This window comes from Bacillota bacterium (assembly GCA_012839765.1).
GTDB lineage: Bacteria > Bacillota > Limnochordia > DUMW01 > DUMW01 > DUMW01.
The window spans coordinates 1-24957 of record DUMW01000101.1; the positions used below are offsets into that span (position 1 = coordinate 1).

Consider the following 24957-nt stretch of genomic DNA (forward strand, 5'->3'; position numbering starts at 1 on the left):
TACTTGCCCCGGGCAATCGAGTCCTGGATCGTCCAACGGTTACGGTCATATTGGACATGCTCCAGTATATCTCCGTGGTTTACCTTCACCACGGGACTCATACGGAACGCTACTTGCCAACGAATACATCTCCTGAGATTTTGAAGTTGCTCAGATTGGCAGGATATGATGAGAGGATATACCTCGCAACAACCTAAGAAAAAATTCAACGGCTTCTGCGTGCAAGGGTGCGAAATACCGGTTCTAGACGTGAGATAAGCTTGAACGCTGGGACGACGGGTGTGCGAAGATAGGCAGAAAATAGTATTAGGAAGTCTTGTTAGACGCGAATTTCTGGCGAGGAGCCTTTCCGCCAGAGGTTCCCAGGAACTTACAAGCACAGAAAAAAGGGGAGGTAATGGAAAATGAAACGATGGATTTCAATCACGCTGTGTGGACTACTTCTTGCTTCTTTTGGTTGCCTGTTGAAAACGGGCCCGGAGGCCGTGCGTGTATCGGGCCAGGTTACCCGCAATGGAGAGCCGATGGCTGATGTGATTGTGAGTCTGCTGGGTACGGATATTTACACTGTAACCAATGAGAATGGACAGTACAGTCTGAATGTGTCCACGGTGGAACCGGGGGAATACACCGTGAAGGCGGCCTGGAAGGGTCACTATTGCCCCGTGACGCAGCAGATTACCGTGGAAAACACTTCCCTAACTGATGTTGACTTTCTCCTTGATGATGCTCCTTACCTCTATGCGGATTTTGACGACGAGGAAGTAGGGGACTTGCCCCTTATCACTGGGATCCGGTCCAAAAATAACCTTTTGCCCCAGATTGTAGATAACCCAGGGGATCGTCCCGGCAAGAGCGTACGCTTGACGAAGGCCGATGTTACCCAGGGTAATGCCGAGGACTTCTACTATGTACTGCCGGAGACCATCGAGGACAAGGTAACGGTGGAGACTTGGTTGTATGCTGAAGGAACTAGCCGGAGTATTGCCTTGGGGGTGGGCGATCAGAACGTCAGCGATCTTAGCGCGGTGAGCGTGTATCTTTATAGCAATGGAAAGATTTATTACTATGCCGGCGGATTCAAAGATACCGGTGCCACCTATGAAGCGGGCAAGTGGTTTCATCTCAAAGTGGTGGTCGATGTCCCTGCCCAGCAATACGACATCTATGTGGACGGCGAAAAGGTGACCGATGTTCCCGCTCCTTTCCGCAATGACAAACTGACCAAGCTAAACCGTGTGGGATTCTTTATGTACGTTGCGCCCGGCAATGAGCCTCAACCGGTTTATGTGGATTCCCTGCTGGTCTACCAAGAATAAGACTTCAACTGAGAGGGCGTAGGCTGATGAGAAGAATACTCTCCATGGTGTTGGTGCTGTTGGTGGTCCTGGGGGCTAACGTCTACGGGCAACAGGTTTTCTTCGATGTGGACTTCGACGACGAGCCCTTGGGGACAATGATGGTGATTGAGGGGGTGCGGGGTATCAAACACGATGCCCCAGAGATTGTGGAGACCCCTGGGCGTCCGGGTAAGAGTGTATATTTGCGGGGAGTACCCAATGGCTATGGCGATGATTTCTACTACGAACTGGCCGAGCCGGTGAAGGATCAGTTGACCGTGGAGGCTTGGCTATTGCCTACCGGCACGGTGCGCAGTGCCGCACTGTCGGTGTCGGACGTCCACAACATTGGTGATGGCGATGCGGTGAGCCTGTATATTCACAATAACGGCATTATCCGTTATTTTGCTAACGGTGCTTGGCATGAAGTCGCCACTTATATTCCCGGTGAATGGGTGCAGATTAAAGTGGTAATAGACGTGCCCAACAAGACCTACGACATTTACGTAGACGATATGGAACACAAGGTAGCCACGGCACCCTTCCGCAACCAGAACCGTACTGAGATGCTCAGGGTCGGGTTCTACATGTATGGTGTAGGAACTGAGCCATCACCGATCTATATCGATTCCTTCAAGGTTTATCGGTAGAACGGAGCGAAGGATGATTAAGGACGAGGAAATAACTTGTCTCAAGTAGAATCGAAACACCGCCCCCAAGGAAGCAAGGGGCGGTGTTCTTATTGGTGCGCCCGGTACGGGTACTGTCTAGAGAGTGAAAGTCCCGAAGGGTGAGCGGCACTGCGGCCGGGCTAGCAGGCCTCCGGAATGGGGTACCACAGACGGTGCCCATTATCCTCCGATTGAGGGACAGAATTAGCCTAGTCTCCGCAAGGGCGGGACCGGCCAGATGGCTTGAAGAGGTGGTGACCCAAAAAGGGGTGATCCTAGGAGGTCTTTCGTGATGGAAAGTGGAACCCTATGTGCAGAGAGGGACGGAAGCCTCGTGATCTGCTCTCTTCGGATATCACCTTTATGGAGCCCATTGGCTTCGGGTTACGGAGCGCTGTTTTGCCGTGCAGGGGTTGATGGGGTATAGACAGCAAGACAGGGGGAGCTGGGTTCTTTCCGGTCAAGTGTGTACCAGCCCTCGGCGGTGTAGGGAAGGGGCAATACCAATGTAAAGGGCAGAAGACAGTGACGGGGGATGCCAGTCGAATGATCACCAGTGCCAACTATCCGGGGGGAAACATCTGCTGTGTGGGGAAAAGTAGGGAGGAGATCTTGGTTAGTCAGGAACTGCGGGGAACCAGCAGATGGTGGTTTTACTGGAATATGCAATGGAAAAACCCCAGTGACGACCAGATTTCGGTGAAGTTCCGTTTCGCCAATGGTAAGGTGGTGGGGCCCTGGAGACCGGCCTTAGGCAAAGATGGCCGTACTTGGCGGTTCCTAGGGGGAACTGGGGAGATGTCAGAGGAATTTGAGTATACCTTTGCTCCCCGGGAGAAGGTCTATTTTGCCTATGCCTTTCCCTATCAACCCAGGGACTTTGAGCATTTTTGCCGTCAATACCCGGCTGTGGAGCGAAGGGTGCTGACCAGCAGTGAAGCAGGAAGGCCGGTGGATTTGTTAAGACTGGGCAATCCCCAGGCCGAGTACCATGTCTTCTTTACTGCCCGGGCCCATGCCTGTGAAGCCAGTGCCTCCTATGTCCTGGAGGGGACCATTGCTGCTTTACTTAAACAGCCTCGGGTCTTAGAACGGTATTGCTTCCACATTGTACCCTTCTTGGACATCGACGGGGTGGAAGCCGGCGACCAGGGTAAGGACCGGTCTCCCCATGATCACTATCTAGATTATATTCCTTCCCCGGTTTACCGGTCCACCGCGGCCCTGATGGATTATGCTGCGGCCTTCAAGGGTAAGACCGCGGTTTACATTGACTTCCACAGCCCCTACTTGATGAATCTGCATCCCTTCTTCGTCTTGAGGCGCCCCGCTGGGGAGGATCCCATCAGCCGATTGGCAACCATCCTGGAAGAGGTAACGGACCGGAACCTCCAGACGGGGGGGATTCGGTATGAAAAACGATATAACGCGGAACCGGCGGGCGAGCTAGGGGATTGGCGATACCCCGACACACCCACGGGTAGCAAGTTCTTCGCAGATTGTGGTGCGGTGCTCAGTACCACCTTTGAGATGCCCTACTATGGTCCTCCCAAGGTGGAGTAAACCCGGGAAAACCTGCGCTCCTTTGGTGGGGATCTAGGCGTTGCCCTGGGACGATATTTGCTGACCGAGGATTAGCAATGCATTGAGTCTGGGGGTCTTCCTGGAAAGCAAATGCTTGGTAAGGATGGTGGAGATGGAATACTTTGTGGAACCGGAACGAAAACTTCCTGTGGTGAGCAACGTGGACGTGTTGGTGGTTGGCGGTGGACCCGCCGGATTTGCCGCGGCGGTGAATGCGGCCCGGGAAGGCGCTGACACTTTACTCATTGAGCAGTTCGGCTCCGTTGGTGGCATGGCCACTACGGGACTGATGAGTCACTGGACTGGAAACACCAAAGGGGGCTTCTACGAAGAGATCCTAGATCGTTCTCAAGAGGGGCCCTACCGACAGATCATTAATCCGGAACGGCTGAAAACGGTGATGTTGGAGATGTTAATCGAAGCAGGGGTGAAGCTGCGTCTGTATACTGTGGCCTGTGCGCCGGTGATGGAAGACCATAGGATCCTGGGCGTGATTACCGAAAGCAAGTCAGGACGCGAAGTGCACCTGGGGAAGATCGTGGTGGACGCCTCAGGCGACGGGGATATCGCGGCCCGGGCGGGGGTCCCCTATACAAAGGGTAGGTCCGTTGATGGAAAGATGCAGCCGGCGACCTTAATGTTCAAGGTGAGTGGGGTGGATCTAAACCGGGCGGTGCTGCCGGCCAGTTTTGAAGAATCCTTCCCGGTACCCGCCGGTGACCTGCAGACCCTAGCCAAGGAGCATTTGCCGCCGCCCGCAGGACATGTCTTGTTATATCGCTCCACCTTGCCGGGGATTGTGACCTGCAATATGACCAATTGTGTGGATATCGACGGGACCAGTGCCGAAGACCTTACCCGCGCGGAGTTGGTCTGCCGCAGTCAGATTGAACCCATCACGGAATTCCTGCGGAAGTTTGTGCCCGGTTTTGAGAACTGTTATGTAATCAGTAGTGGTGCCATGATGGGCATCCGGGAAACCCGCCGTTTTGTGGGGGAGTATACCCTGACGGAACAGGACATCTTGGAAGCGAGAGTCTTTGACGATTGGGCGGTGACCAAGGCCCATTTCAACTTCGACGTACATAACGTGTCCGGCAGCGGCTTGGATCCCACGGGCATGCAGAAGGAATTTCCCCAACGGAACGGCTACACCATTCCCTACGGTTGCTTTGTGCCTAAAGGAGTGAACAACCTGTTTTTGGCGGGCCGAAACATTTCGGGCACCCACTTGGCCCATTCCAACTACCGGGTAATGCCCATCTGTGCTAACATGGGGCAGAGCGTGGGCATCGCCGCGGCCTTATGTGCCCGACTGGGGGTAACCCCCCGACAACTGGATGTTAGACGCTTGCAGGAGAGACTAAGGGAGTATGGGGTGTCCCCGGATTAGGCCGAGATCCCTTTTCTTCTGTTGCCGAAAGGCCTCTTGGGGGCGTATCGGTCATTTTCCGGTATGCCCCTGTGTTGAGAAGTCAAGCTGGACCTTCGGAAGAGGCATTTGAAATCCTTTATCCAGCGAAAAGGTGATATTTCGTCCGTGCCTTTTTGTTTGTAGCCCAAGAGACAACGGCTTTTTTCCTTATTTCTCTGCGATCCTTTCCCTTTGTAACTGCAGGGCTTCGACGAAGCTGGTGGGCATGACCACCCGGACCGGTTCTGTTTTTGGGTCCCGCAGTCTTTCCACGAGCCGCTGATAGGCGATCCGGCCCATGCGGGTCTTGGGTACCCGAAAGGTGGTTAGGAGAGCCGCCAGACTCTCATCGTTGAACTCATCACCAAACCCCACAATGTGCACTTCTTCGGGGACCTTGATGCCCTTTTCATTGGCGGCCCGCAGCGCTCCCATGGCGAGGGCATCGTAGGAGCACATAATGGCATCCACACCCTTTTCCAGCAGGAAAAGGCCGTGTTCATAGCCGGCCTGGGCTTGCATGGAACCTTCCCGAACGAGCTCCAGATCCACCGGCAGCCCCGTTTCAATCAGTCCCGACAAATATCCCGCTAGCTTCTCCGAATCAATGCGTGATTCCCTCGCACCACCGATGAAGCCGATGCGTTTATGGTTCTGCTGATGTAAGTACCGGACGCACTCCCGCATGGCACCCACGTTGTCGGCCATGACCGCATCGATGTGGGGGGCGATCTGGGTTCCGACGGTGATTACCGGTTTGTCCACCGCAAGGAGAAAGTCCCGGAGTACCACCGGGATCAGCCCCCCAAGGACGATATATCCCTGGAGATCCGCGCTGAGCAGACTAGGAGGCAGCTCATCGTTGGAGTAGTAGTGTTCGTAAGAATAGATGATGATATGGGCTGTGCACTGATCCATGTGGGCCAGCTCTTCAATGCCGGTGTAAACCTCGTGGTTGAAGGACCAGCTGATCCGGCGGTGTTCCGGGGGCCGGGGGAAACGCACCCTTTGGTTGGGGATCACCACGGCGATATGCCTGGGAATTTTCTCGTCAGTCGCGGCAGGCTGGATCTTACCCTGATAACCCAACTGCTGGGCTAAGGCGATGATCCTCTTGCGCGTCTGGGGGGCCACATCTTTCTTGCCCGACAGGGCACGGGAGACGGTGGCAGGTGAGACCTGAGCCGCTTTGGCAATGGTTCTGATGGTCACGGACATCCCTAACAACTCCCAACGAAACAGAATCTGTCTGATCCTTTGCCGGATATATCCTATTGTACCATATTCCGCAGCAAGATTCATCGATTTTGTTTCGGAATTTCCGAAACAAAATCGACATGTTTTCGGGGGGCGGTTTCGGGCCTTTTCAGGGCACCCAAAACTCGTTGATAACGTTATTTATCCTCAATTTGGTAAAGTGCTCCTTCTTAGGCAGGAATTCTTTCTGGGGTGTGGAAATAGATTAAGGAGAGATTTCTTGGAGATATTTTGCCGGAAATGCCGAAACTTGTTACGGTGTGTTGCGGAACCATCCGGGCCACCTCTTTGGCACCGGCAGTAGGACAAGAAGCTAGTTTGGGAGGTAAAGAGGATGCGAAAGAGACTGTGGATCGTGCACTGGATTGCTTTGGTGGTGTTTGGTGTGGTGGCGGTCAGTCAAGGCGCGGTGGTTTTGCTCTCTGACGATTTCGAGCGCTACCAGCCCGGCGAGGAGGTTGTGTGGGGCGAGATGCCGGTGCAGTTTCCCTTGGAAGGCCACTTTCCTGCGGTGGTGACCGAGGAGACATCTGCTTCCGGAGGGCAAAGTGTACTCCTAGACCATATTCCCAATGATCTGTCGGGGAATATCGGTGGATACCTGTACAAGCAGTTTGCGCCCCAAAAGCAGGTCACGGTCACCTTTTGGGTCTGGGTGTCGGGACCGGGAAGGGCTTTCACCCTGTCGATGGGTTCTATCCCCGCCGATGGAAACGTTGGCCCTGGTGGTGCCAAGACCGGTGTTAGCTTGTATTTCAACAATGGAAACGTCCAGGGTTACGCCAACGGCTGGCAGAACACGGGATATGCCTACCCCTTGTCCCGTTGGTTCCAAATGCGGGTAGAGGTCGACACGGCCCGGCAGAATTACCGTGTGTTTGTCCGGGAGTCCGCCACAGCGTCCTGGTTTGACGTGGGGACCATTCCCTTCCGGAATGCGGTGGAGGAAATCGAGTTTGTTACCTTTGCCAACTATCAAAGTCCTCCCCGCTCAGTAGTGTTTTACCTCGATGACGTGGTGATTACCAGCGGGGGGAACTAACGGCTGAATTGACACCCCAAGGACAGGTTTAAGTGGAGGGGAGAAAGGGGCCCTGTGGTCTTCGCGAAACCTTGGGCTGTTACCCACTAGGGCCACAGGTACTCCGCCGTCGGGGGCAAGCCCAATGCCTTGGCGGTCCTTTGGGCTATTGGTCTCGGCGGAATCCCGCTGCGATCAGTAATCCCATTTGGTTTTTGAGCTGCCAGGACCCTGAACAGGGCCCGTGGCAGTCGATGGGCACGAGATTAGATTTTTGTGAAGGGAGTAAATGACCGATGACGTGGAGAAAAAGAAATTCCTTGCTGTTTCTTTTGCCGGTGCTGCTTGTTCTGCTTTTGGGTTGGCAGTGTGCCGCGCAGGAGACTGTTACCCTGACTTTGTGGCACCATTGGGACGGACAGCGTACTGCCCTTTTGGACGAAGTGCTGCGTCGCTTTGAGGAAGCATATCCTTGGATCAAGGTGCAGGCGGAGTTGAAGCCTCATCCCACTATGGAGCAGTTGTTAATGGGGATCATGTCCGGGACGGGGCCCGATGTGGCCATGATGGAACACGGAGACAGCGTCTCTTTGGGCCTTACCGGGGGACTGCTTTCTATCGCCGATTTCGTGGAAAAAGAAGGGATCAATCTAAGTGAGATCTTCTACCCACCGGTGATCGATACCCTGCAGAACAACCCCTTGGTACCCGGCGGGGATTACTACTACCTACCCCTGGAGGCCACTGCCGGCTACTATCTCTACTACAACAAGGGACTCTTTGAACTGTCCGGTTTGGATCCCAACAATTCCCTTCCCACCACCTGGAGTGAATTGGAAGCGGTGGGGAGAAAACTGGTCTTCCAGAATCCCGACGGGACCTTGGCCCAGGTGGGAATCGACGTGGCAGCTCCCACCTACAACTGGATCTTTAATATGTGGCTGAATACCGCGGGGGGCTATCTGTACAGTGATGATCTGCGGACTGTGGTCCTCAATGACCCGGCCTCCCAGGGACTACTAACCTTGGAGTGGATGGTGGACTTCACCAATAACATCAACCAGGGCAATAGTAAACTGCGGCAGGTGGGGAATCCCTGGGCCCTGACCCGGTTCATGGAAGAGAAGGCGGCCATGTTAGCCGGCGGACCGTACAACTACTATTCTATTCGCCAACAAAGCCCTCAGATTGATTTGGGGATGGCACCGATTCCCTACCGGGATGGCCACGATTACCACCCCTACATTGGTCTTGGCTGGGGTTATGGTATCCTGGCGGCTACCCAGCATCCCGAGGAAGCCTGGCTGCTTTTGAAATGGCTCACCATGGAAGTGGACGGTGGCGGGTATCTGACCCTGCAACAGGGGCGGCCTGGAGCCACCATCGAGGTGAACTTGCAGCCCGAATACTTTGATGCCAATCCCTATTGGCACGTGATCCAGGATAGCTTCAACCGGTCCATCCAAGCTAAGCCCACCCCACCGTTGACCGGGGCACCGGCGGTGTTGTTGTCTATGGTACAAAAGGCCGTCAATTTTGAGATGACCCCCTATGAAGCCATCGAGTGGGCCACCCACGAGCTGCAGAAGCAGCTGGATGATTTCTGGACCGCTTCCACTGATTACTAGGCCCGAAAGGAAGGTTTTCGCCGGTGCGGTGAAAACCTTCCTTACTCTTTCCAGCAAAGGTTGGTGGCGTAGTTTCTTTGGGTAAAATGGCAACAAAGGAGAGGTACCGGTGAATTGTCAGTTGATGGTAGTTGTTGTGGCGATTAGCATATTGCTTTTGTATGCGGGAACTGCCCAGGGTCAGGTACTGTGGATTGAAGCCGAAGACTTTGAAATCACGGGAACTTGGACGGTACAATATGACACCGCGGCCTTCGGCGGCCAGATTATGCGGGGGCTTACCACGAAGAATCAGTCCGCGCAGAATATGTTTACCTATGTGTCCATCCCCGAGGAGGGGATCTGGCATCTGTGGGTTCGTACCCGGGATTACACCCAGGATCAAGGCTCTCGGTTCTTTTCCCTTAGTGTAGCCGGACAAGCAGCCCAGCGCCTCTTCGGCCGCCACGGCCAGGACGGCTGGGCCTGGGAATATGGGGGAAGTTTTTATCTGGAGGCCGGTCCTGCGCTGCTCAGTGTCAAGGACGACTCCCGGTATTATGCCCGGGTGGACAGCATCGTCCTTACCACCGATGAGAATTTTGTGCCACCCAATAACCAGAAAAGCGCTATGGCGGAACAATATCGGGTGGTGCCGCCGAAGCGGATCCTAGGGGATCAAGTGGTGCCTTTGGCGGAGATCGTAGGCACACCCCAGCAGGCGGAACTGCTTCACACCTTAGAAAACGATCGGGTCCGACTGGAGTTTTACCGGATGGTAAGCGACCGGCAACAGTGGATTTATACGAAGGTCCTGGTCAAGGTGGAAGGGGAGTGGGTGGATCCTGGCATTTCCCCGGCCACGGAGCAAGGTTACCTACTCTTGCAGGCCCCGGCGGTCACCTTCGGCCAAGATGGTTGTTTCCCTTACTGGGATGTGGAAAAACGGTTGACCCTAGAAGACCAGGTGTTCACCAGCCGGGAGCGGACCCGGAACGCCTTTGCGGCCGGTGGAGCCACTTGGATTCCGTGCCAAGACCTCAAGGTGCAAGATGAAAACACAGTGGTACTATCAAGGGAAGAGGGGGACTTTGCCTTCGAGGCCCAGTGGTCCCTGGGGCCCGCGGAGAACTTCCCACGGCTTACGTTAAGATTTCAACCCCAGCGCACCGGATACTATTCCCTGGCCTTTGTGGGTTTTGGCGAGTATCCCGTGGACCAGGTGGATTTCCTACTGTTGCCCTTCCTGTGGCACAGTCGCCGTTTGCCTGCAGAAAGTCTAATGTTGGTAGAATCCTTCACCCCCACCCCCATCAGCCTGGGGCAGGTTACCACTGGGCAGACTACGGTGAGCTATGGGGTGGTGGCGGATCCGGGGGAAATCCGCTTGCGGTGGCCGCGGCCTGTCAATTCTCGCTTTGGATTGACCATTCGGGGTCCCGCGGGCGGTGTCCTGCCGGTGCTTTTTGCCCCCATCATGGGTTCGCAAGAATCGCTGATGCAGGCGGGGACCGAATACGCCTTCACCCTGCAAGTGCTGGTCCAGCCCGGGGATTGGTTTGGGGCCTACCGGAAGGTGGTGGAGGAGGAGTTTGGTTTCCACGATTACCGCAGCAACTGGAGTTTTAGCCTGAATGATGCGATTTTCAACATGATCGATCTCATCATGGACGACCAGGCCAGCGGTTGGGACGCCAACCTGAAGGGACACTATAACATCGAGCACAAAGGCGGGGTGAGCCATGTGGCACCGGCTATGCCCTTGGCCTTGTACCGGCTTACCGGCGACCGGGATATCCTGGTGCGGCGGGCCATCCCCACCATTGAGTTCATGTTGTCCCGCAGTGGTGCCCACTTCACCTATGACCCCAGTGAACAGGGGGCCCTGATGCAGGATCAGTTTGGAGAGAACAAACACTTTGGGGCCTCCACCTATCATGCCCTGTGGGAGCTTACAGACCGGTTGACCCCGGCCCTGCAGGCCCGGATGTGGCAAGGCAGGGTAGTGCAGTCTAGCACCTACATCAACTCGGTCCCTAGGTTTGCGGAGGAACTGGCCGCTTGGCGGGCGACCCAGGATCCGGAGCTTTTGGCCCAGGTGTTGGAGGAGGCCTATCGGTATTACGCGGAAGAGGTGGCCAAGCCCCAGACCGAGGATCTGGGGGTCCAACCCTTCTTTGCCTCGCGGTTTGTGCCCCACTGGGTGGGATTCCTTGATCTTTATGAATTCGTCCAGGAGGACTTTGTTCTGGCGGGAGCCCTGGAGGGAGCCCGGTGGCTTTTGACGGGCCTTTGGACCCAACCGCCCTTTATGGATCAGGAGATTACGGTAAACCCCTATGAAGTGGTGGAGAAGAGCACCAAGACCATCTGGTGGTATGGTACCGAACGGTTCCGCCTGGGCGCGCCCATGGGGCTTCATGATGTACGGGTGGAGACGGTGCCCGCGTGGATCACTTCCCAAGCGGGGTTGGGCATTGAGCAGCCCATGACCTTCGCGGCCTCGGACCGGGTGGTCATGATGGCCAACTGGGCCGCGGATCTGATCCGTCTTACGGAGATCACCGGGGATGCGATCTACCGGACCTTCGCCCGCAACGCGGTCATTGGCCGCTTTGCTAATTACCCCGGCTACTACTTGAACAATTTCGTTACCATGCATATGTATCCCGAGTATCCCTACGAGGGGCCGGACTATACGTCTCTGTATTATCACCACATCTACTCCCATCTGGCCTACTCCCTAGATTTCCTCTTTGCGGAGGCCCACTACCGGAGCCAGGGTGAGATCTCCTTCCCCTGGGTACGGCAACAGGGGTATGTGTGGTTCAGCAATCGCTTCTACGGCCATCGCCCTGGGACCTTTTATGGTTTCGAGGAAGTGTGGCCCTGGCTGAATCGGGATGTGCTGACACTGGACGATTACGGTTTCAACTATGTCACCGCCCACAATGGGGATCACTTCTTTGTCTTTTTGATGAGCGAGGCCAAAGAAGCGCGGACGGTGCAACTTACCTTTGACAGGGAACTGCTGGGCTTGGAAAACCAGGCACTTGTGGTGAGCCTTTATGACCATGGTCGGGGACAGTGGCTAGAGCCCATCTCCTTGGACGACGCCACTTTGGAACTCACCGTCCCTGCCCAGGAACAGGTGGCCTTGGTGGTGTATGATACCAATATCCAGGTGGAGACCCACCGAACCTATACCGGGGAGCGGGAGGAGGCCGATACCCACTGGTTCCAGGCCACCTACGTCCCTCTAATAGGCAACATGGGCGCCGCCAGCATCCAGGTGTCTCCCGAGGAGTATTACGTATACGTCTACAGCACCGCGGAGCCGGTGGCTACCCAGAAGGTGATTGTCAGTTGGTATACGGAAGAAGGAAAGGTGTATCAGGAGGAGTCCACCACCTTCCCCTATGAATTCACCTTCCGGGTACCCAGTGACCAGGTCTTCAACTTCCAAGTTCAGGTCATCGACAAACTGAACCGCCGTCATCAAAGTTCCTGGCAAAGTCTGAAGGGAACCGCGGTGGTGCAGTGATGCGCACAGGGTCTGGCGGGTTGCCAGACCCTGTTTAGATAATCTTAAGCCCGCGGGTACCATCCCGGTGGAGAGGCCACCGTGGCCAGTAATACCCCAGCGCGGGTCACGGTGGATTAGGGTCCCAAGGAGAGGAGTGTGGTTCGACCTGTTTGCCTAACGGTCCTTTCTTTTGGCACAAAGTACATGTACCGTTTCTATCGCCGGCCATGTTACAATATGACAAGCCGGAGGGTTGCTTATGAACTTCAGGGAATTAAAAATCAGAATTATCATATTAGTCGCTGTAATATCCCTCGGGGTACTCTTTGGGGCCAGGTTTGCCTATGAGCATCTGTTCCTGGGCTCCCTAAAGGAGGCCTTTTTGTCCATCGACGGGGTGGCGGATCTAAAGGTCGAGCGCGGCCAGCAGACCAATCTGGTGGTCACCCTGGAACGGGTGGAGCGGTTGGAGACTACCTATGGGGCGATCCGGGCCTTAGCGGAGGAACGGCTGGGAAACCACTGGACTGTTGAACTGGTGGACCAGCGCAATGGGGAACTGGTGGAGCGGTACCATCAGCTCCATTACGCTCTGTGGCAGGCCATCAGTACAGGGGATTTCGTGGAGATGGCGGACCGGGTGGAGGCGGTGACCCAAGGTCTGGATGCCCGCATCACCGTCGACAGGGACTTTATCTATGTGGAGCTGGAAACTGAGGATGGGTATTTGTACGAGATTATGCCAAGACAAGGGGGGCAGGCATCATGAAAAGGGAGATCCTAATCGGCATCGGTATTGCCTTGGTGATCTTTGCCCTCGTCTCTGGTTGGGACATCACCCCCCTGTTAGGGATCGGGGTGCTCCTTTTTATTCTGAAATACTTCCTGGACACCAAAGGAGGTCAATACCAGACCGTGGGAGTGGCTACCCAGGGTGAGGTGCGCTCCCAAATTGGTTTCGATGATATCGGTGGCCAAGAGGTGGCCAAACGGGAGTTTATGGAGGCCTTGGATTTGGTGAAGGATGCCTCCCATTGTCGCCAATTGGGGATCCGGCCCCTCAAAGGGATCCTGCTTTATGGGCCTCCGGGGACTGGGAAGACGCTACTGGCTAAGGCCGCCGCTACCTACACCAACGCGGCCTACTTAGCGGCCTCGGGCTCTGAATTTGTGGAAATGTACGCGGGGGTAGGCGCCAAACGGGTGCGCAGTCTCTTTCAGCGGGCCAGGGAGTTGGCCCGGCAGCAAGCCAAAAAGTGTGCCATCATCTTCATTGATGAGATCGAAGTGCTGGGCGGAAAAAGAGGAAGACACACCAGCCATCTAGAATATGATCAGACATTGAACCAGCTGTTGGTGGAGATGGATGGGATCAAGACCGATGAGGAGATCTCGATCCTGGTGGTGGCCGCCACCAACCGGGTGGATTTGGTGGATGACGCCTTGCTCCGCCCGGGACGCTTTGATCGGCTGGTCAGTGTGGAACTGCCGGACAAAGCCGGCCGGTTGCATATTCTCAAGATCCATACCAGGGGGAAGCCTTTGGATGCGGAAGTGGACCTGGAGACGGTGGCCAAGGAGACCTTCGGCTTTTCCGGAGCCCACCTGGAAAGCCTGGTGAATGAGGCGGCCATTAACGCCATGCGGCAAAGGCGCGATGTGATCCGGATGGAGGATTTCCTCGAGGCCATCGATAAGGTGATGATGGGGGAAAAGCTTGACCGGACACCGACTAAGGCGGAGAAGGAACGGGTGGCGGTCCACGAGGTGGGCCATGCCTTGATCAGCGAGATCACAAATCCCGGTTACGTCGCCCGGGTAACTATCGTTCCCCGGGGCCGTGCCCTGGGTTACGTTCGGCAAAGCCCCAGCGCCGATCAGTATTTGTACACCCGCAAGGAGCTGGAGGATCAGATCGCGGTGGCCCTGGGCGGTGCCGTAGCCGAGGAAGTGGTGCTAGGCAGTCGCTCCACCGGTGCTAGCAATGATTTTCAACAGGCGGTGAAGTTGGCCAAGCGGATGATCGCGTCCGGCATGTCGGAGCTGGGGGTTGTGGATATGAAAGAGGTGCCTGGAGTGCTCTTGCATCGGACTGTCAGTTCTCTTATCCAACAGCGGGAGGCATGGGTGCAGAGGACTATCGCCGCCTATAGGAGGAAAATAGAGCAGGTGGCGGCCTATCTGCTGCAGGAAGAAAGTGTGGACGGAACGCAATTCAGGAGTCTTGTGGGACTCAGCTAAGACACAGGGAGGTACGTCCTTGAACGCGGAAATTGTGACCATCGGCACAGAACTGCTCCTGGGGGAGATTGTGAATACCAATGCCCAGTATTTGTCCGCGCGCCTTGCGGAACTGGGCATTAATGTCTATTATCACACCACTGTGGGGGATAACCTTCCCCGTATGGTGGATACCTTGGCCCGGGCCGCGGCCCGGACAGACTTGGTGGTGATTACCGGCGGACTGGGGCCCACCGAGGATGATCTTACGCGCCAGGCGGTGGCCCAGGTGACAGGGCTTTCCTTGAAGCGGTCCGACGTGGCGGTGGCCCATGTGGAAAACTATCTCGCCCAGACCGGGCGCCGGCCCACCCCCAACAACTACCGACAGACCGAGTTTCCAGAGGGTAGCATCCTGCTGGATAATCCCCGGGGTACCGCGTTGGGCTTCCTGCTTTCGGCGAAGAACACCACCTTCTTGTGTATGCCCGGGGTGCCCCAAGAGTTGTATGTGGTCTTTGACGCAGCCCTGCCGCATCTTAGGCAACGGCTGCTCAGTGGGGAGACAGGGGTGATCGAGTCGGTGGTTCTAAAAGTCTGCGGGATCGGGGAGTCGGCGCTGGAGGAGAAACTCCGGGATCTTAGCCAAGGGACCAATCCGACCTTAGCTTTGTATGCCAAGCTAGGGGAAGTGCGGGTTCGTATTACTGCCAAGGCCCCGGATGCTGCCGCCGCCCAGGCCCTCATTGCCCCGGTGGCCCAAGAGGTAAGGAACAGACTTGGCACCATGGTCTATGGCAGTGGTGATGATCAGCTGGAGACGGTGGTGGCCCGGCTGCTTCTCGCCCGACACGAGACCTTGGCGGTGGCCGAATCCCTCACCGGTGGACTGGTGGGCCATCGCCTCACCAATGTGCCGGGCAGTTCCGGTTTCTTGCAGGCCAGTCTGGTGACCTACTCCAACGCTGCCAAGCACCAGCTGCTGGGGGTGCCCTGGGAGATCCTGTCCACGGTGGGCCCCGTCAGTGCCGAAACGGCCCAGGCCATGGCCCAAGGTGTCCGGGAACGGTTGCAGACCCAATGGGGTCTGGGGGTGACCGGGATTGCGGGTCCCGGTAGCGACGAGACGGGTAAACCGGTGGGATTGGTTTATGTGGCCCTGGCCGGTAAGACGATGGTGGTGGAGGAACATCATTTCAGCGGGGAGCGGGAACAGATCAAGTACCGGAGCAGCCAGGCAGCTTTGGACCTGTTAAGGAGGCATCTACTGTGATCGGGACCTCCCAAAGCTTGTTCCCACAAAACCGTCGCTGGCAGGCGGTGTTGTGTGCGATTGTCGGGGCTTTGCTGTTGTTGCACTGGTACGGAGGGACGATGGTAACCATCAGTCCCGTGAAGATACTTATTCAGCCCCGGCTAGCCCTGCAGGGCACCACTCACCTAATGCTTCCGCCAGTGGGGGAGATCTCCGCCCACACCCATTGGGTGCCCCTGCGTCTTAACATCTATCTGCGCCACGTGGATCTGACCTTTCTGGAGGAGCTTTGGTACAGTGGCCAATTTACCGAGGAGGACCTTTTTGCCCTCCTCAAAGGTATGCGCCTGAGTCTGATCTTGCTTATTCTGCACCTGATAGGCATTGGGTCCTTGGGCGCGGTGTTGGGGCTTTTGGTGGTAGGTTTCCGTACCCCTAGGGAGATTAAGATGGGCATCCTGGTGGGGATCCTCACTCCGGTCCTCTTATTGGGAGGGGTATACCTGACCTATGATGTGGGGGCCTTTAACAACCCCAAGTATGCGGGTGTCATCCAATGGGCCCCCTGGATGCTGGACTTCATCCAGGAGAACGTAAGCAAAATGGGGGAGTTTTCTTCCCAGTTACAGATGGTGGCGGGCAACCTGGTCTCCTTTCTGGATCGCTTGGAGGAACTGCGGGGGTTGAGTGTCCCCGCGGGGGAAGTGACGGTGTTACATGTTTCGGATCTGCATAACAACCCCGCGGCCTTGGATTTTGTCCTTCAGATCGTGGATAGTTTTCATGTGGATGTTATAGTTGATACGGGGGACCTGACGGATCTCGGTACCCCCCTGGAAGCAGAATTGGTGGGGAAGATCGGGGAGTTTCCTGTGCCTTACGTTTTTGTGCCGGGAAATCACGAGACTCCCCAGATTACCAATCGGCTGAAGGCCATGTCCAACGTCATCGTCCTGGAAGATGCTGCGGTGGAGGTGGCGGGGCTTTGGATCTACGGGGTGAATGACCCCGTCGCGACGGTTTCTTCCCCCGAACCTTGGACCCTTGATGCACTCCAAGGGCTTATCCCGGCGATTGAGGCGGAACTGGCGGCCTTGCCCCGGCTGGATATCTTAGCCGTACACCATGATTGGTTGGCGAAACATGTAGAGACGACGGCCCAGGTGGTCCTCTGCGGCCATAGCCATGTATCCGATGTGGCCAAGGTGGAGGGGAGAATTGTGGTAAATGCTGGTACCACCGGCGCGGCCGGTGTCCGGGGCTTTTTGGTGGAGGGGTCGGTGCCCTATACGGTGGCGCTGCTTCATTTCTCCTCCGATGAAACTGGAAATTTGGTCCTTTGGGCCATTGACAGCGTCGAAGTGGACGTGGTGGCCGGCGGGTTTTCCCTCCAGCGCAACCTGGTGCAGACGTTGGAGGATGCTGCGGAAAGAGGGATAGGCCGGTTATTGTCGAATTAGAAAAATGTAACCCTTTCGATGCCAGGGAAAGCCTTGGGATGACAAGGACGGTTGGCTCTGTCACTGGTGGGTAGAAAGGTTAGAGGAGTTGAATCGCTAGTATGTCTGAAGAACGTAGGAAGGTTTTGGAAAAAACCGTCGGAAACATAGAAAAGCAGTTTGGTAAAGGCTCGATTATGTTTCTCGGCGAAGCAGCCACAAAGCCGAATCCGGAATATATCATTCCCAGCGGCTCCTTGGCCCTGGATGTGGCCCTAGGTGTGGGCGGCATCCCCCGGGGGCGGGTGGTGGAGGTATATGGTCCTGAGTCTTCGGGAAAGACCACCCTTACCCTGCACATTATGGCTGAAGCCCAGAAAAGGGGCGGAATCGCCGCGTTTATCGATGCGGAGCATGCCCTGGATCCCCTCTATGCCCAAAGTCTAGGGGTCAATCTGGATGAGCTTTTGGTCTCCCAGCCCGATTCCGGGGAACAGGCTTTGGAGATCACCGAAGCCTTGGTGCGCAGCGGTGCTGTGGATGTGGTGGTGATCGACTCAGTGGCCGCGATGGTGCCCCGGGCGGAGCTGGAGGGCGAAATGGGCGACTCCCACGTTGGTCTGCAGGCCCGGCTGATGTCCCAGGCCCTGCGGAAACTGTCCGGCTCCATCAACAAGTCGAAGACCGCCGTGATCTTCACCAACCAGATCCGGGAGAAGGTGGGGGTGATGTTCGGTAACCCCGAAGTGACGCCGGGGGGCCGGGCCCTGAAGTTCTACGCCTCCATCCGTTTGGAGATTCGCAAGGTGGATAATATCAAGCAGGGGACGGATATTGTCGGTAGCCGGGTGCGGATCCGCGTGGTGAAGAACAAGGTGGCACCTCCCTTTAAGACCGCGGAGATCGATATCATGTATGGTACGGGGATCTCCAAGGAGGGGGACATCTTGGATATGGCGGTGGAGCTGAACCTGGTGGAAAAAAGCGGCGCATGGTATTCCTACGAAGGCACGAGGCTGGGGCAAGGGAGGGAGAATGCCAAGGACTTCCTCAAGGGGAATCCGGCCTTGAGCCTGGAATTGGAAAACAAGGTGCGGCTTGCCCATGGGTTGCCTGTCTTGGAAGGCGGCAGTACCGAACCGGCTGAAGGATGATGGAGGATCATTTAAGAAAGGCGAAGCAACTAGCCCTGAAGTTGCTTGCCAGACGGGAACACAGTGTGCAGGAAATGAAGGCCTATCTACAGCGACGGAGCTTTACTCAGGAGGTCATCGAGGAGACGATCCAGTGGTTGCTGGAACTGGACTATCTCAATGACCGGCGTTTTGCCGAGGAGTTCATCCGTTTTCGTATTCTGCGTAGTGGGTACGGACCTCGCAAGATCCAGTGGGAACTAACCGCCAAGGGCGTGGAGTCGGAATTGGTGGAGCAGTTGCTCGGAGAGCTTTACCCGCCGGAAGAGGAGGAACGCCAAGGGATGGAGGTGGCGGCCCGCTGGATGCAGAGGCGGACAAAACCCTATGATCCTGCCCAGTTGTACCGCTACTTGGTGGGGCGGGGGTTTTCTCCGGGTCTTGCCCGACGAATTGCTGTATGTGGGACTCACGAAGATTCTTGACACTGTTTTCCTCCCTAAGCTACAATGTTTCAGTATCGTGGTGCGATGTGACGTGATTTTGAACGAGTGGAGGTGGTTGGGATTACTTCCGTACTGTTTCTCATTATTGGATTAGTCCTTGGCGCGTTGGGCGGTGCCGCCCTGCGCGAGTATTTATACAGGAAAAGAATCGGCGCTGTAGAACAGACAGCCCGTGAAATACTGGAGAATGCGGCGAAGGAAGCCCAAGCGAAAAAACGGGAATTGTTGTTGGAAGCCAAAGAAGAGATCCACCGTGCCCGGGCGGAACTCAACGAAGAAGAACGGCAAAGAAGACAGGAGCTGCAGAACTTGGAAAGGCGCCTGGTCCAGCGGGAAGAGGCTTTGGACCGGCGCACTGACGCCATCGGCCGACAGGAAGAGAGTCTGCAGCATAAGTTAAGGAAACTGGAGCAAAAGGAACGGGAGTTGGAGGAGACCATCGTGGCCCAGAGAACCGAGCTGGAGCGAATCGCGGGTCTCACCACAGAACAGGCCAAAGAGATGCTGCTTAGCACCCTGGAAGAGGAGCTGGTGCAGGAGCGGGCAACCCTCATCCGGGAGTCGGAGGCCTTAATCCGGGAGGAAGCGGAAAAACGAGCCCGGGAGATTATTGGTCTTGCGATTCAACGGTGTGCGGCCGATCATACCGCGGAGACCACCGTCTCGGTGGTGAGTCTGCCCAACGACGAGATGAAGGGCCGGATCATCGGGCGTGAGGGCCGGAATATTCGGACCCTGGAGACCTTGACGGGTATCGATCTCATTATCGATGATACGCCGGAAGCGGTCATCATCTCCGGCTTCGATCCCATCCGGCGGGAGATCGCCCGGATTGGCCTGGAAAAACTGGTGGCCGACGGACGGATCCACCCGGCACGGATCGAAGAGATGATCGAAAAGGCCCGCCAGGAGGTGGAGCAATCCATCAAGGAGGCGGGGGAACGGGCCGCCATGGAAGTGGGTATTCGAGGTCTGCATCCGGAACTGATCAAGCTTTTGGGACGGCTCCACTACCGGACCAGCTACGGACAGAACGTCCTACGCCACTCCGTCGAGGTGGCCCAGTTGGCAGGCCTCATGGCGGTGGAGTTAGGATTAGATGGGCGGCTTGCCCGCCGGGCAGGTCTGCTGCATGATATTGGTAAGGCCGTGGACCATGAGACCGAGGGGACCCACGTGGAGCTGGGTGTCCAGTTGTTGCGGCGGTATAAGGAATCGGAGGATGTGATCCACGCGGTGGCCTGCCACCACGGAGACCAGGAGGCCAGTTCCGTGGAAGCGGTGTTGGTGGCGGCTGCGGACAGCATTTCCGCCTCCCGCCCCGGTGCGCGGCGGGAGACCTTGGAGGCCTACATCCGCCGTCTGCAGAAACTGGAAGAGATCGCGGATTCCTTCGTCGGTGTGGATAAGGCCTATGCCATCTCCGCCGGGCGCGAGGTCCGGATCATGGTGAAACCGGAGAAGATCTCCGATGATGAAACGGTTATTATGGTGCGGGAGATCGCCAAGAAGATCGAGTCGGAACTGGAATATCCCGGCCAGATCAAGGTTACGGTAATCAGGGAAACCAGGGCTGTGGATTATGCAAAATAAGTGGGAAGAATGGTGGTTTGCTAGGTGAGAAGTACGGTGCATCTACTCCTTGTGGGTGATATCGTCGGCAAGACAGGTCGCAAGGCGGTAGAGAGGTTCCTGCCGGAGCTTCGGGAGAAAGAGGAGATCGACTTTGTCATTGCCAACGGTGAGAATGCTGCGGGCGGTCGGGGTGTGACCCAGGAGGTGGCCCAGGAGCTTTTCGCACTGGGGGTGGATGTGCTTACCAGTGGCAATCACGTATGGGATAAACGAGATGCTTACACTTTCATTGAAGAAGAGCCCCGCCTGTTGCGCCCGGCCAATTACCCGCCGGGCGTGCCGGGGGTGGGGCTCGGTTTATATACCCTGGGGGATCATTCCATTGCGGTGATTAACCTCTTGGGTCGGGTGTTCATGCAGGATGTGGATTGTCCCTTCCGGAAAGCGGACGAGCTCTTAGCCCAGGTGGCTAGCCAAACCAAGATTGTGGTGGTGGATTTCCACTGTGAAGCCACCGCCGAAAAACAAGCCCTAGGCTGGTTCCTGGACGGTCGGGCCAGTGTCGTCTTTGGCACCCACACCCATGTCCAGACCAACGACGCCCGCATCCTTCCCCAGGGGACCGCATACATCACCGATGTGGGGATGTGCGGGGCCCGGGACGGGGTCCTGGGCTTTACCCGGGAGCCTATCTTACATAAGTTCCAAACCAGCCTGCCGGCCCGGTTTGAAGTGGCCAAGGGCGTTTTTCTGTTTTCTGCTTTGTTGGTCAAGGTGGATCCCGCCACGGGACGGGCTGAAAGTGTCACCACCGTATCCCTTTTCGATGCCTGACTTCACTCACCTTTCATAGGGGTTCCACATACTATGGTACTTGACAGGGGTACTTATGTTGCCAATCAGGTACCAGCATCGGAAAAACTTCTTGGGGGGAGAAGAGTGGAGATTCTGAAGGTGTCGACCAAGTCCAATCCTAACTCCGTAGCGGGAGCTTTGGCCAGTGTGTTACGGCAGAATCGTTGTGCAGAGATGCAAGCCATTGGCGCGGGAGCCATCAACCAGGCGGTTAAGGCTGTGGCCATCGCCCGGGGATTCATGGCCCCCAGTGGCGTAGATCTAGTTTGCATTCCAGCCTTTATGGATGTGCTCATCGACGGACAAGAACGTACAGGGATCCGGCTTATCGTGGAGACCAGGTGACAAGAATGTATTCCTTCTTAGTGGCAGACTTTCACACCGATGTCCTGTCCGCCTCCTTAGAACAGGATCGGTTGCTCACCGAGGAGGGGGCGGTGGGACAGGTGGATTTACCGAGGATGGAGCGCGGGGGAGTAGGGCTTGCGGTCTTTGCTCTATTCCCCTTTTCCGGTCCGCACCGGGATCCTTGGGCCAACGTCCGGCAGCAGCTTTTGTTGGCTCGGAGCCTTGCGGCAGCCCGATGGATCCGGCTGCTTCGGAAAAAAAGACATTTGTTGGCCGTCAGCCGTACCTACAGGCCTAAGGTGGTTCTCTCCTTGGAAGGGGCCTGCCCCTTGGCCCCGGAGGGGAGATATCAAAGGGAACGGCTCGCCCTTTTGGCCCGTTGGGGTGTACGGCTGGTGAACCTTACTTGGAACTATAACAACCCTTTCGCTAGCGCCGCAGTGGAACAGGACCAGTATGGCCTTACCCCCCTGGGACGGGCCTTGCTTGCCGATATGAATCACCATCGCATGTTGTTGGATGTGTCTCACCTCGCAGAGAGAAGTTTTTGGGAGGCGATAGAGCAGACCCGGCTGCCTCCAGTGGCGTCCCATTCCAATGCCAAGAGCCTCTGTGACCACCCGCGCAATTTGTCCACCTCCCAGATCAAGGCCATTGCCCAACGCAAAGGGGTCATTGGCGTCAATTTCTGTCCCGCCTTTTTGTCTTCCACTCGTCAGGCCACCATCGACGACGTGATTCGGCACATAGACTATTTATTGGAAGTGGTCGGGGAGGAGGCGGTGGCCATTGGTACCGACTTCGACGGGATCAGCAGGACCCCCGTGGGCCTGGCCGATGTGGCAATGCTTCCTCAGTTGATTCAGCGTCTTAGGGCAAGGGGATATGCCCCTGCGGTCTTAGAGAAGCTCCTCTGGCGGAACGTCTGGCGGGTCCTCGGCCTCACCTTTGCATGAAATTCCATGTCCCGACGCATAATAGATGCATCCCGTGGAAAAATGATGATGGGTAAAGGAGTATGAGGGCTATGGGTGTTGCAAAGGTGATTGAGATCATTGGACAGTCAAAAAACGGCTGGGAAGATGCCGCTAGGCAGGCAGTGAAGGTGGCCAGTACCACCATCCGGCACATATCCGGTGTGGAGCTGAAGAACTTCACCGCCGATGTGGATGACGACGGTAATATTACCAATTACCGTGTGGATCTCCATTTAGTGTTCAGGGTGGAAGATGAGTAGAGACTAATGTGGAGGTGAGACAAATGGACTGGATAGGCGCTTTGGTAAGATTTGTGGTCAGTGCCGTCGTGTTGATGGTACTTAGTTTCATCCTGCCGGGCTTTCGGACCATAGGTTTTCTCAACGCTCTGCTGGCGGCCTTGGTCATCGCAGGGATCGGCTGGATCATTGAGTCGATCTTCGGCAGACAGGTGTCTCCCTATGGCCGTGGGATCGTGGGATTCATCGTTTCGGCCCTGGTGATCTGGGCCACCCAGTTTGTTGTCCCCAATATGTCGATCTCCATTATTGCGGCATTGGTGGCCGCCTTCATCATTGGGGTCGTGGATCTGTTTGTACCCACAGCCCTCCGGTAGTGAAAATGCCAAGAAGAAAAGCAGGTGCCTTAAGCACCTGCTTTTCTTTTTGGCTAAACCTGTGCTTTCCTGCATAAGTTTGGTGGAATGGAACAGACTACCTAAGAGTAAACGGGTTTGTGGGAGGAAGTGAAGGAATGGACCTTAGCCGCAATCTAGAGGAAAACCTGGAGGTCTTTCGGCGGGAGTTGGCCATTGACACCAACTACGACGTGATCCTACGGCACTTGGTCGTTGGTGGGAAAAAGGCAGCCATGATCTTCATTGACGGACTCATCAATGAAGAGGTAATCAGTCAGGTGATGCGCACCCTGATGGAGGTGAACCGGGAGGACATCCTGCCCAATATTCTCCAGTCGGTGGTGGAGCGGCATCTGCCCTTCTCCGAGGTCTCCACCGTTACCACCGAATTGGAGGGTATCGAACAGATCCTATGCGGTTCGGTCCTTTTGCTCATCGACACCCTGCGGGAAGGGATAATTATCGATGCCCGGCAGTATCCCATCCGCTCCATCGACGAGCCCGACGTGGAGCGGGTAACGCGGGGCGCCCGGGACGGGTTTGTGGAGACCATCGTGTTCAACACCTCCTTGATTCGCCGTCGGGTGCGGGATGCGGGCTTGCGCCTTGAGGCGGTAAATGCGGGGAAACGATCCCGCACCGATATCGTGATCGCATATATTGAGGATTTGGCCCCCAAGGAAGTGGTGGACCAAGTCAAACAAAGGCTCAAAAGGGTGGACACCGACGGCCTACCCATGGGCTCCAAAAGCCTGGAGGAGTATCTGACGGGGGTCAGCCTCAATCCTTTACCCAAGGTTCGCTTTTCAGAACGGCCCGATGTGGTGGCGGCCCATTTGTACGAAGGACACGTGATCATCCTGGTGGATACGACCCCTGCGGCCATGATTGTGCCTGCTACTGCCTGGCAGTTTACCCAACATGCGGAGGAATACTTCCAGCATCCCCTGGTGGGGTCCTGGCTCCGTTGGGTACGTTTTGGGGGGTTGATCATTGCTTTGCTCTTGACTCCCCTCTGGCTGGCCTTGGTGAAGGATCTCAGCCTGCTTCCCGAAAGCTGGAGTATCCTAGGACCAAAGGAATCCAGCACGGTGCCCCTTTTCCTACAGTTTCTGTTTTTGGAGCTGGGTTTTGATCTTATTCGCATGGCTTTTATCCACACCCCCAACGCCCTGGCCAGTTCCCTGGGTATCGTGGGGGCGGTCCTGTTGGGGCAACTGGCGGTGGAGGTGGGCCTTTTTGTGCCAGAGACTATCCTCTATACCGCGGTGGTGGCGATTGGATCCTTTGCCCTTCCCAGCCTGGAGTTTGCCTTGGCCATCCGGATGTTTCGACTCCTTCTTTTGGTCTTAGCTGGATTTTTTGGGCTGGGGGGCTTGGCGGCGGGGTTCGTCTTTGTGTGTCTGGTCTTCCTGTTCACCAAATCCTTCGGCACACCCTATCTGTGGCCCCTGGTGCCCTTCAATGGCCCGGCCTTTTTGCGCCTACTATTCCGCACACCGGTACCGGAGGTGCGGGCGCGGCCCATGTCCCAAAGGGACGAGTCCGATCGGTTTTCCGGCGATGAATAGCCATAACTTGGCAGGATTTGT

General features: G+C 56.2%; 21 protein-coding genes. 20 read left to right on the forward strand and 1 reads right to left on the reverse strand.

All coding sequences use genetic code 11. The features are described 5' to 3' along the window. Positions 1-404: 404 nt before the first annotated feature. The 4 genes from GXX57_10065 to GXX57_10080 all read left to right on the forward strand — a co-directional run bounded on the left by GXX57_10065 (position 405) and on the right by GXX57_10080 (position 4988). Complete coding sequence (locus GXX57_10065) at positions 405-1319, forward strand: hypothetical protein (GenBank protein HHV44991.1); 915 nt, start codon at positions 405-407, stop codon at positions 1317-1319. Positions 1320-1345: 26 nt separating this feature from the next. Further along, complete coding sequence (locus GXX57_10070; GenBank protein HHV44992.1) at positions 1346-1990, forward strand: hypothetical protein; 645 nt, start codon at positions 1346-1348, stop codon at positions 1988-1990. 567 nt (positions 1991-2557) lie between these two features. Continuing rightward, positions 2558-3574: a hypothetical protein gene (locus GXX57_10075; protein ID HHV44993.1), complete on the forward strand. Its 1017-nt coding sequence runs from the start codon at positions 2558-2560 to the stop codon at positions 3572-3574. A gap of 133 nt (positions 3575-3707) precedes the next feature. Next, entirely contained in the window at positions 3708-4988 is a 1281-nt protein-coding gene (locus GXX57_10080) for an FAD-dependent oxidoreductase (protein HHV44994.1), read from the forward strand. Positions 4989-5177: 189 nt separating this feature from the next. On the opposite strand, the gene GXX57_10085 is transcribed toward GXX57_10080, so the two are convergent. Then, entirely contained in the window at positions 5178-6311 is a 1134-nt protein-coding gene (locus GXX57_10085) for a LacI family transcriptional regulator (GenBank protein HHV44995.1), read from the reverse strand. 289 nt (positions 6312-6600) lie between these two features. Between GXX57_10085 and GXX57_10090 the strand changes: the two genes are divergently transcribed. The 16 genes from GXX57_10090 (at position 6601) to GXX57_10165 (ending at position 24936) form a co-directional block, all read left to right on the forward strand. Beyond that, a complete protein-coding gene (locus GXX57_10090; GenBank protein ID HHV44996.1) occupies positions 6601-7308 on the forward strand; it encodes a hypothetical protein in 708 nt (235 codons plus the stop codon). A 275-nt stretch (positions 7309-7583) separates the two neighbouring features. Next, positions 7584-8915, forward strand: a complete 1332-nt coding sequence (locus GXX57_10095; GenBank protein HHV44997.1) for an extracellular solute-binding protein — start codon at positions 7584-7586, stop codon at positions 8913-8915. Positions 8916-9024: 109 nt separating this feature from the next. Then, a complete protein-coding gene (locus tag GXX57_10100; GenBank protein ID HHV44998.1) occupies positions 9025-12438 on the forward strand; it encodes a hypothetical protein in 3414 nt (1137 codons plus the stop codon). A gap of 241 nt (positions 12439-12679) precedes the next feature. After that, positions 12680-13189: a hypothetical protein gene (locus GXX57_10105; protein HHV44999.1), complete on the forward strand. Its 510-nt coding sequence runs from the start codon at positions 12680-12682 to the stop codon at positions 13187-13189. Then, positions 13186-14661, forward strand: coding sequence for an AAA family ATPase (locus tag GXX57_10110; GenBank protein ID HHV45000.1), 1476 nt, complete (start codon positions 13186-13188; stop codon positions 14659-14661). The genes GXX57_10105 and GXX57_10110 overlap by 4 nt, the downstream gene beginning before the upstream one ends. A gap of 19 nt (positions 14662-14680) precedes the next feature. Continuing rightward, positions 14681-15913, forward strand: coding sequence for a competence/damage-inducible protein A (locus GXX57_10115; protein ID HHV45001.1), 1233 nt, complete (start codon positions 14681-14683; stop codon positions 15911-15913). Continuing rightward, on the forward strand, positions 15910-17355 hold the full coding sequence (locus tag GXX57_10120) for a hypothetical protein (protein ID HHV45002.1): 1446 nt from the start codon (positions 15910-15912) through the stop codon (positions 17353-17355). The genes GXX57_10115 and GXX57_10120 overlap by 4 nt, the downstream gene beginning before the upstream one ends. 101 nt (positions 17356-17456) lie before the next feature. Then, positions 17457-18488 (forward strand): recombinase RecA, encoded by a 1032-nt coding sequence (recA, locus tag GXX57_10125; GenBank protein HHV45003.1) that lies wholly within the window; start codon positions 17457-17459, stop codon positions 18486-18488. Continuing rightward, positions 18488-18952, forward strand: a complete 465-nt coding sequence (locus GXX57_10130) for a regulatory protein RecX (protein ID HHV45004.1) — start codon at positions 18488-18490, stop codon at positions 18950-18952. The genes recA and GXX57_10130 overlap by 1 nt, the downstream gene beginning before the upstream one ends. A 72-nt stretch (positions 18953-19024) precedes the next feature. Next, positions 19025-20566 carry a ribonuclease Y gene (gene rny / locus GXX57_10135; protein HHV45005.1) on the forward strand — a complete coding sequence of 514 codons (1542 nt, stop codon included), beginning with the start codon at positions 19025-19027 and terminating at the stop codon, positions 20564-20566. A 36-nt stretch (positions 20567-20602) separates the two neighbouring features. After that, a complete protein-coding gene (locus GXX57_10140; protein HHV45006.1) occupies positions 20603-21382 on the forward strand; it encodes a TIGR00282 family metallophosphoesterase in 780 nt (259 codons plus the stop codon). Positions 21383-21487: 105 nt separating this feature from the next. After that, entirely contained in the window at positions 21488-21748 is a 261-nt protein-coding gene (locus tag GXX57_10145; GenBank protein HHV45007.1) for a stage V sporulation protein S, read from the forward strand. Beyond that, positions 21745-22707 (forward strand): membrane dipeptidase, encoded by a 963-nt coding sequence (locus GXX57_10150; protein HHV45008.1) that lies wholly within the window; start codon positions 21745-21747, stop codon positions 22705-22707. The genes GXX57_10145 and GXX57_10150 overlap by 4 nt, the downstream gene beginning before the upstream one ends. 71 nt (positions 22708-22778) lie before the next feature. Further along, positions 22779-22988, forward strand: a complete 210-nt coding sequence (locus tag GXX57_10155; GenBank protein HHV45009.1) for a dodecin domain-containing protein — start codon at positions 22779-22781, stop codon at positions 22986-22988. A gap of 23 nt (positions 22989-23011) precedes the next feature. Further along, positions 23012-23344, forward strand: coding sequence for a phage holin family protein (locus tag GXX57_10160; GenBank protein HHV45010.1), 333 nt, complete (start codon positions 23012-23014; stop codon positions 23342-23344). A gap of 137 nt (positions 23345-23481) precedes the next feature. Next, a complete protein-coding gene (locus GXX57_10165) occupies positions 23482-24936 on the forward strand; it encodes a spore germination protein (GenBank protein ID HHV45011.1) in 1455 nt (484 codons plus the stop codon). Positions 24937-24957: the final 21 nt, after the last annotated feature.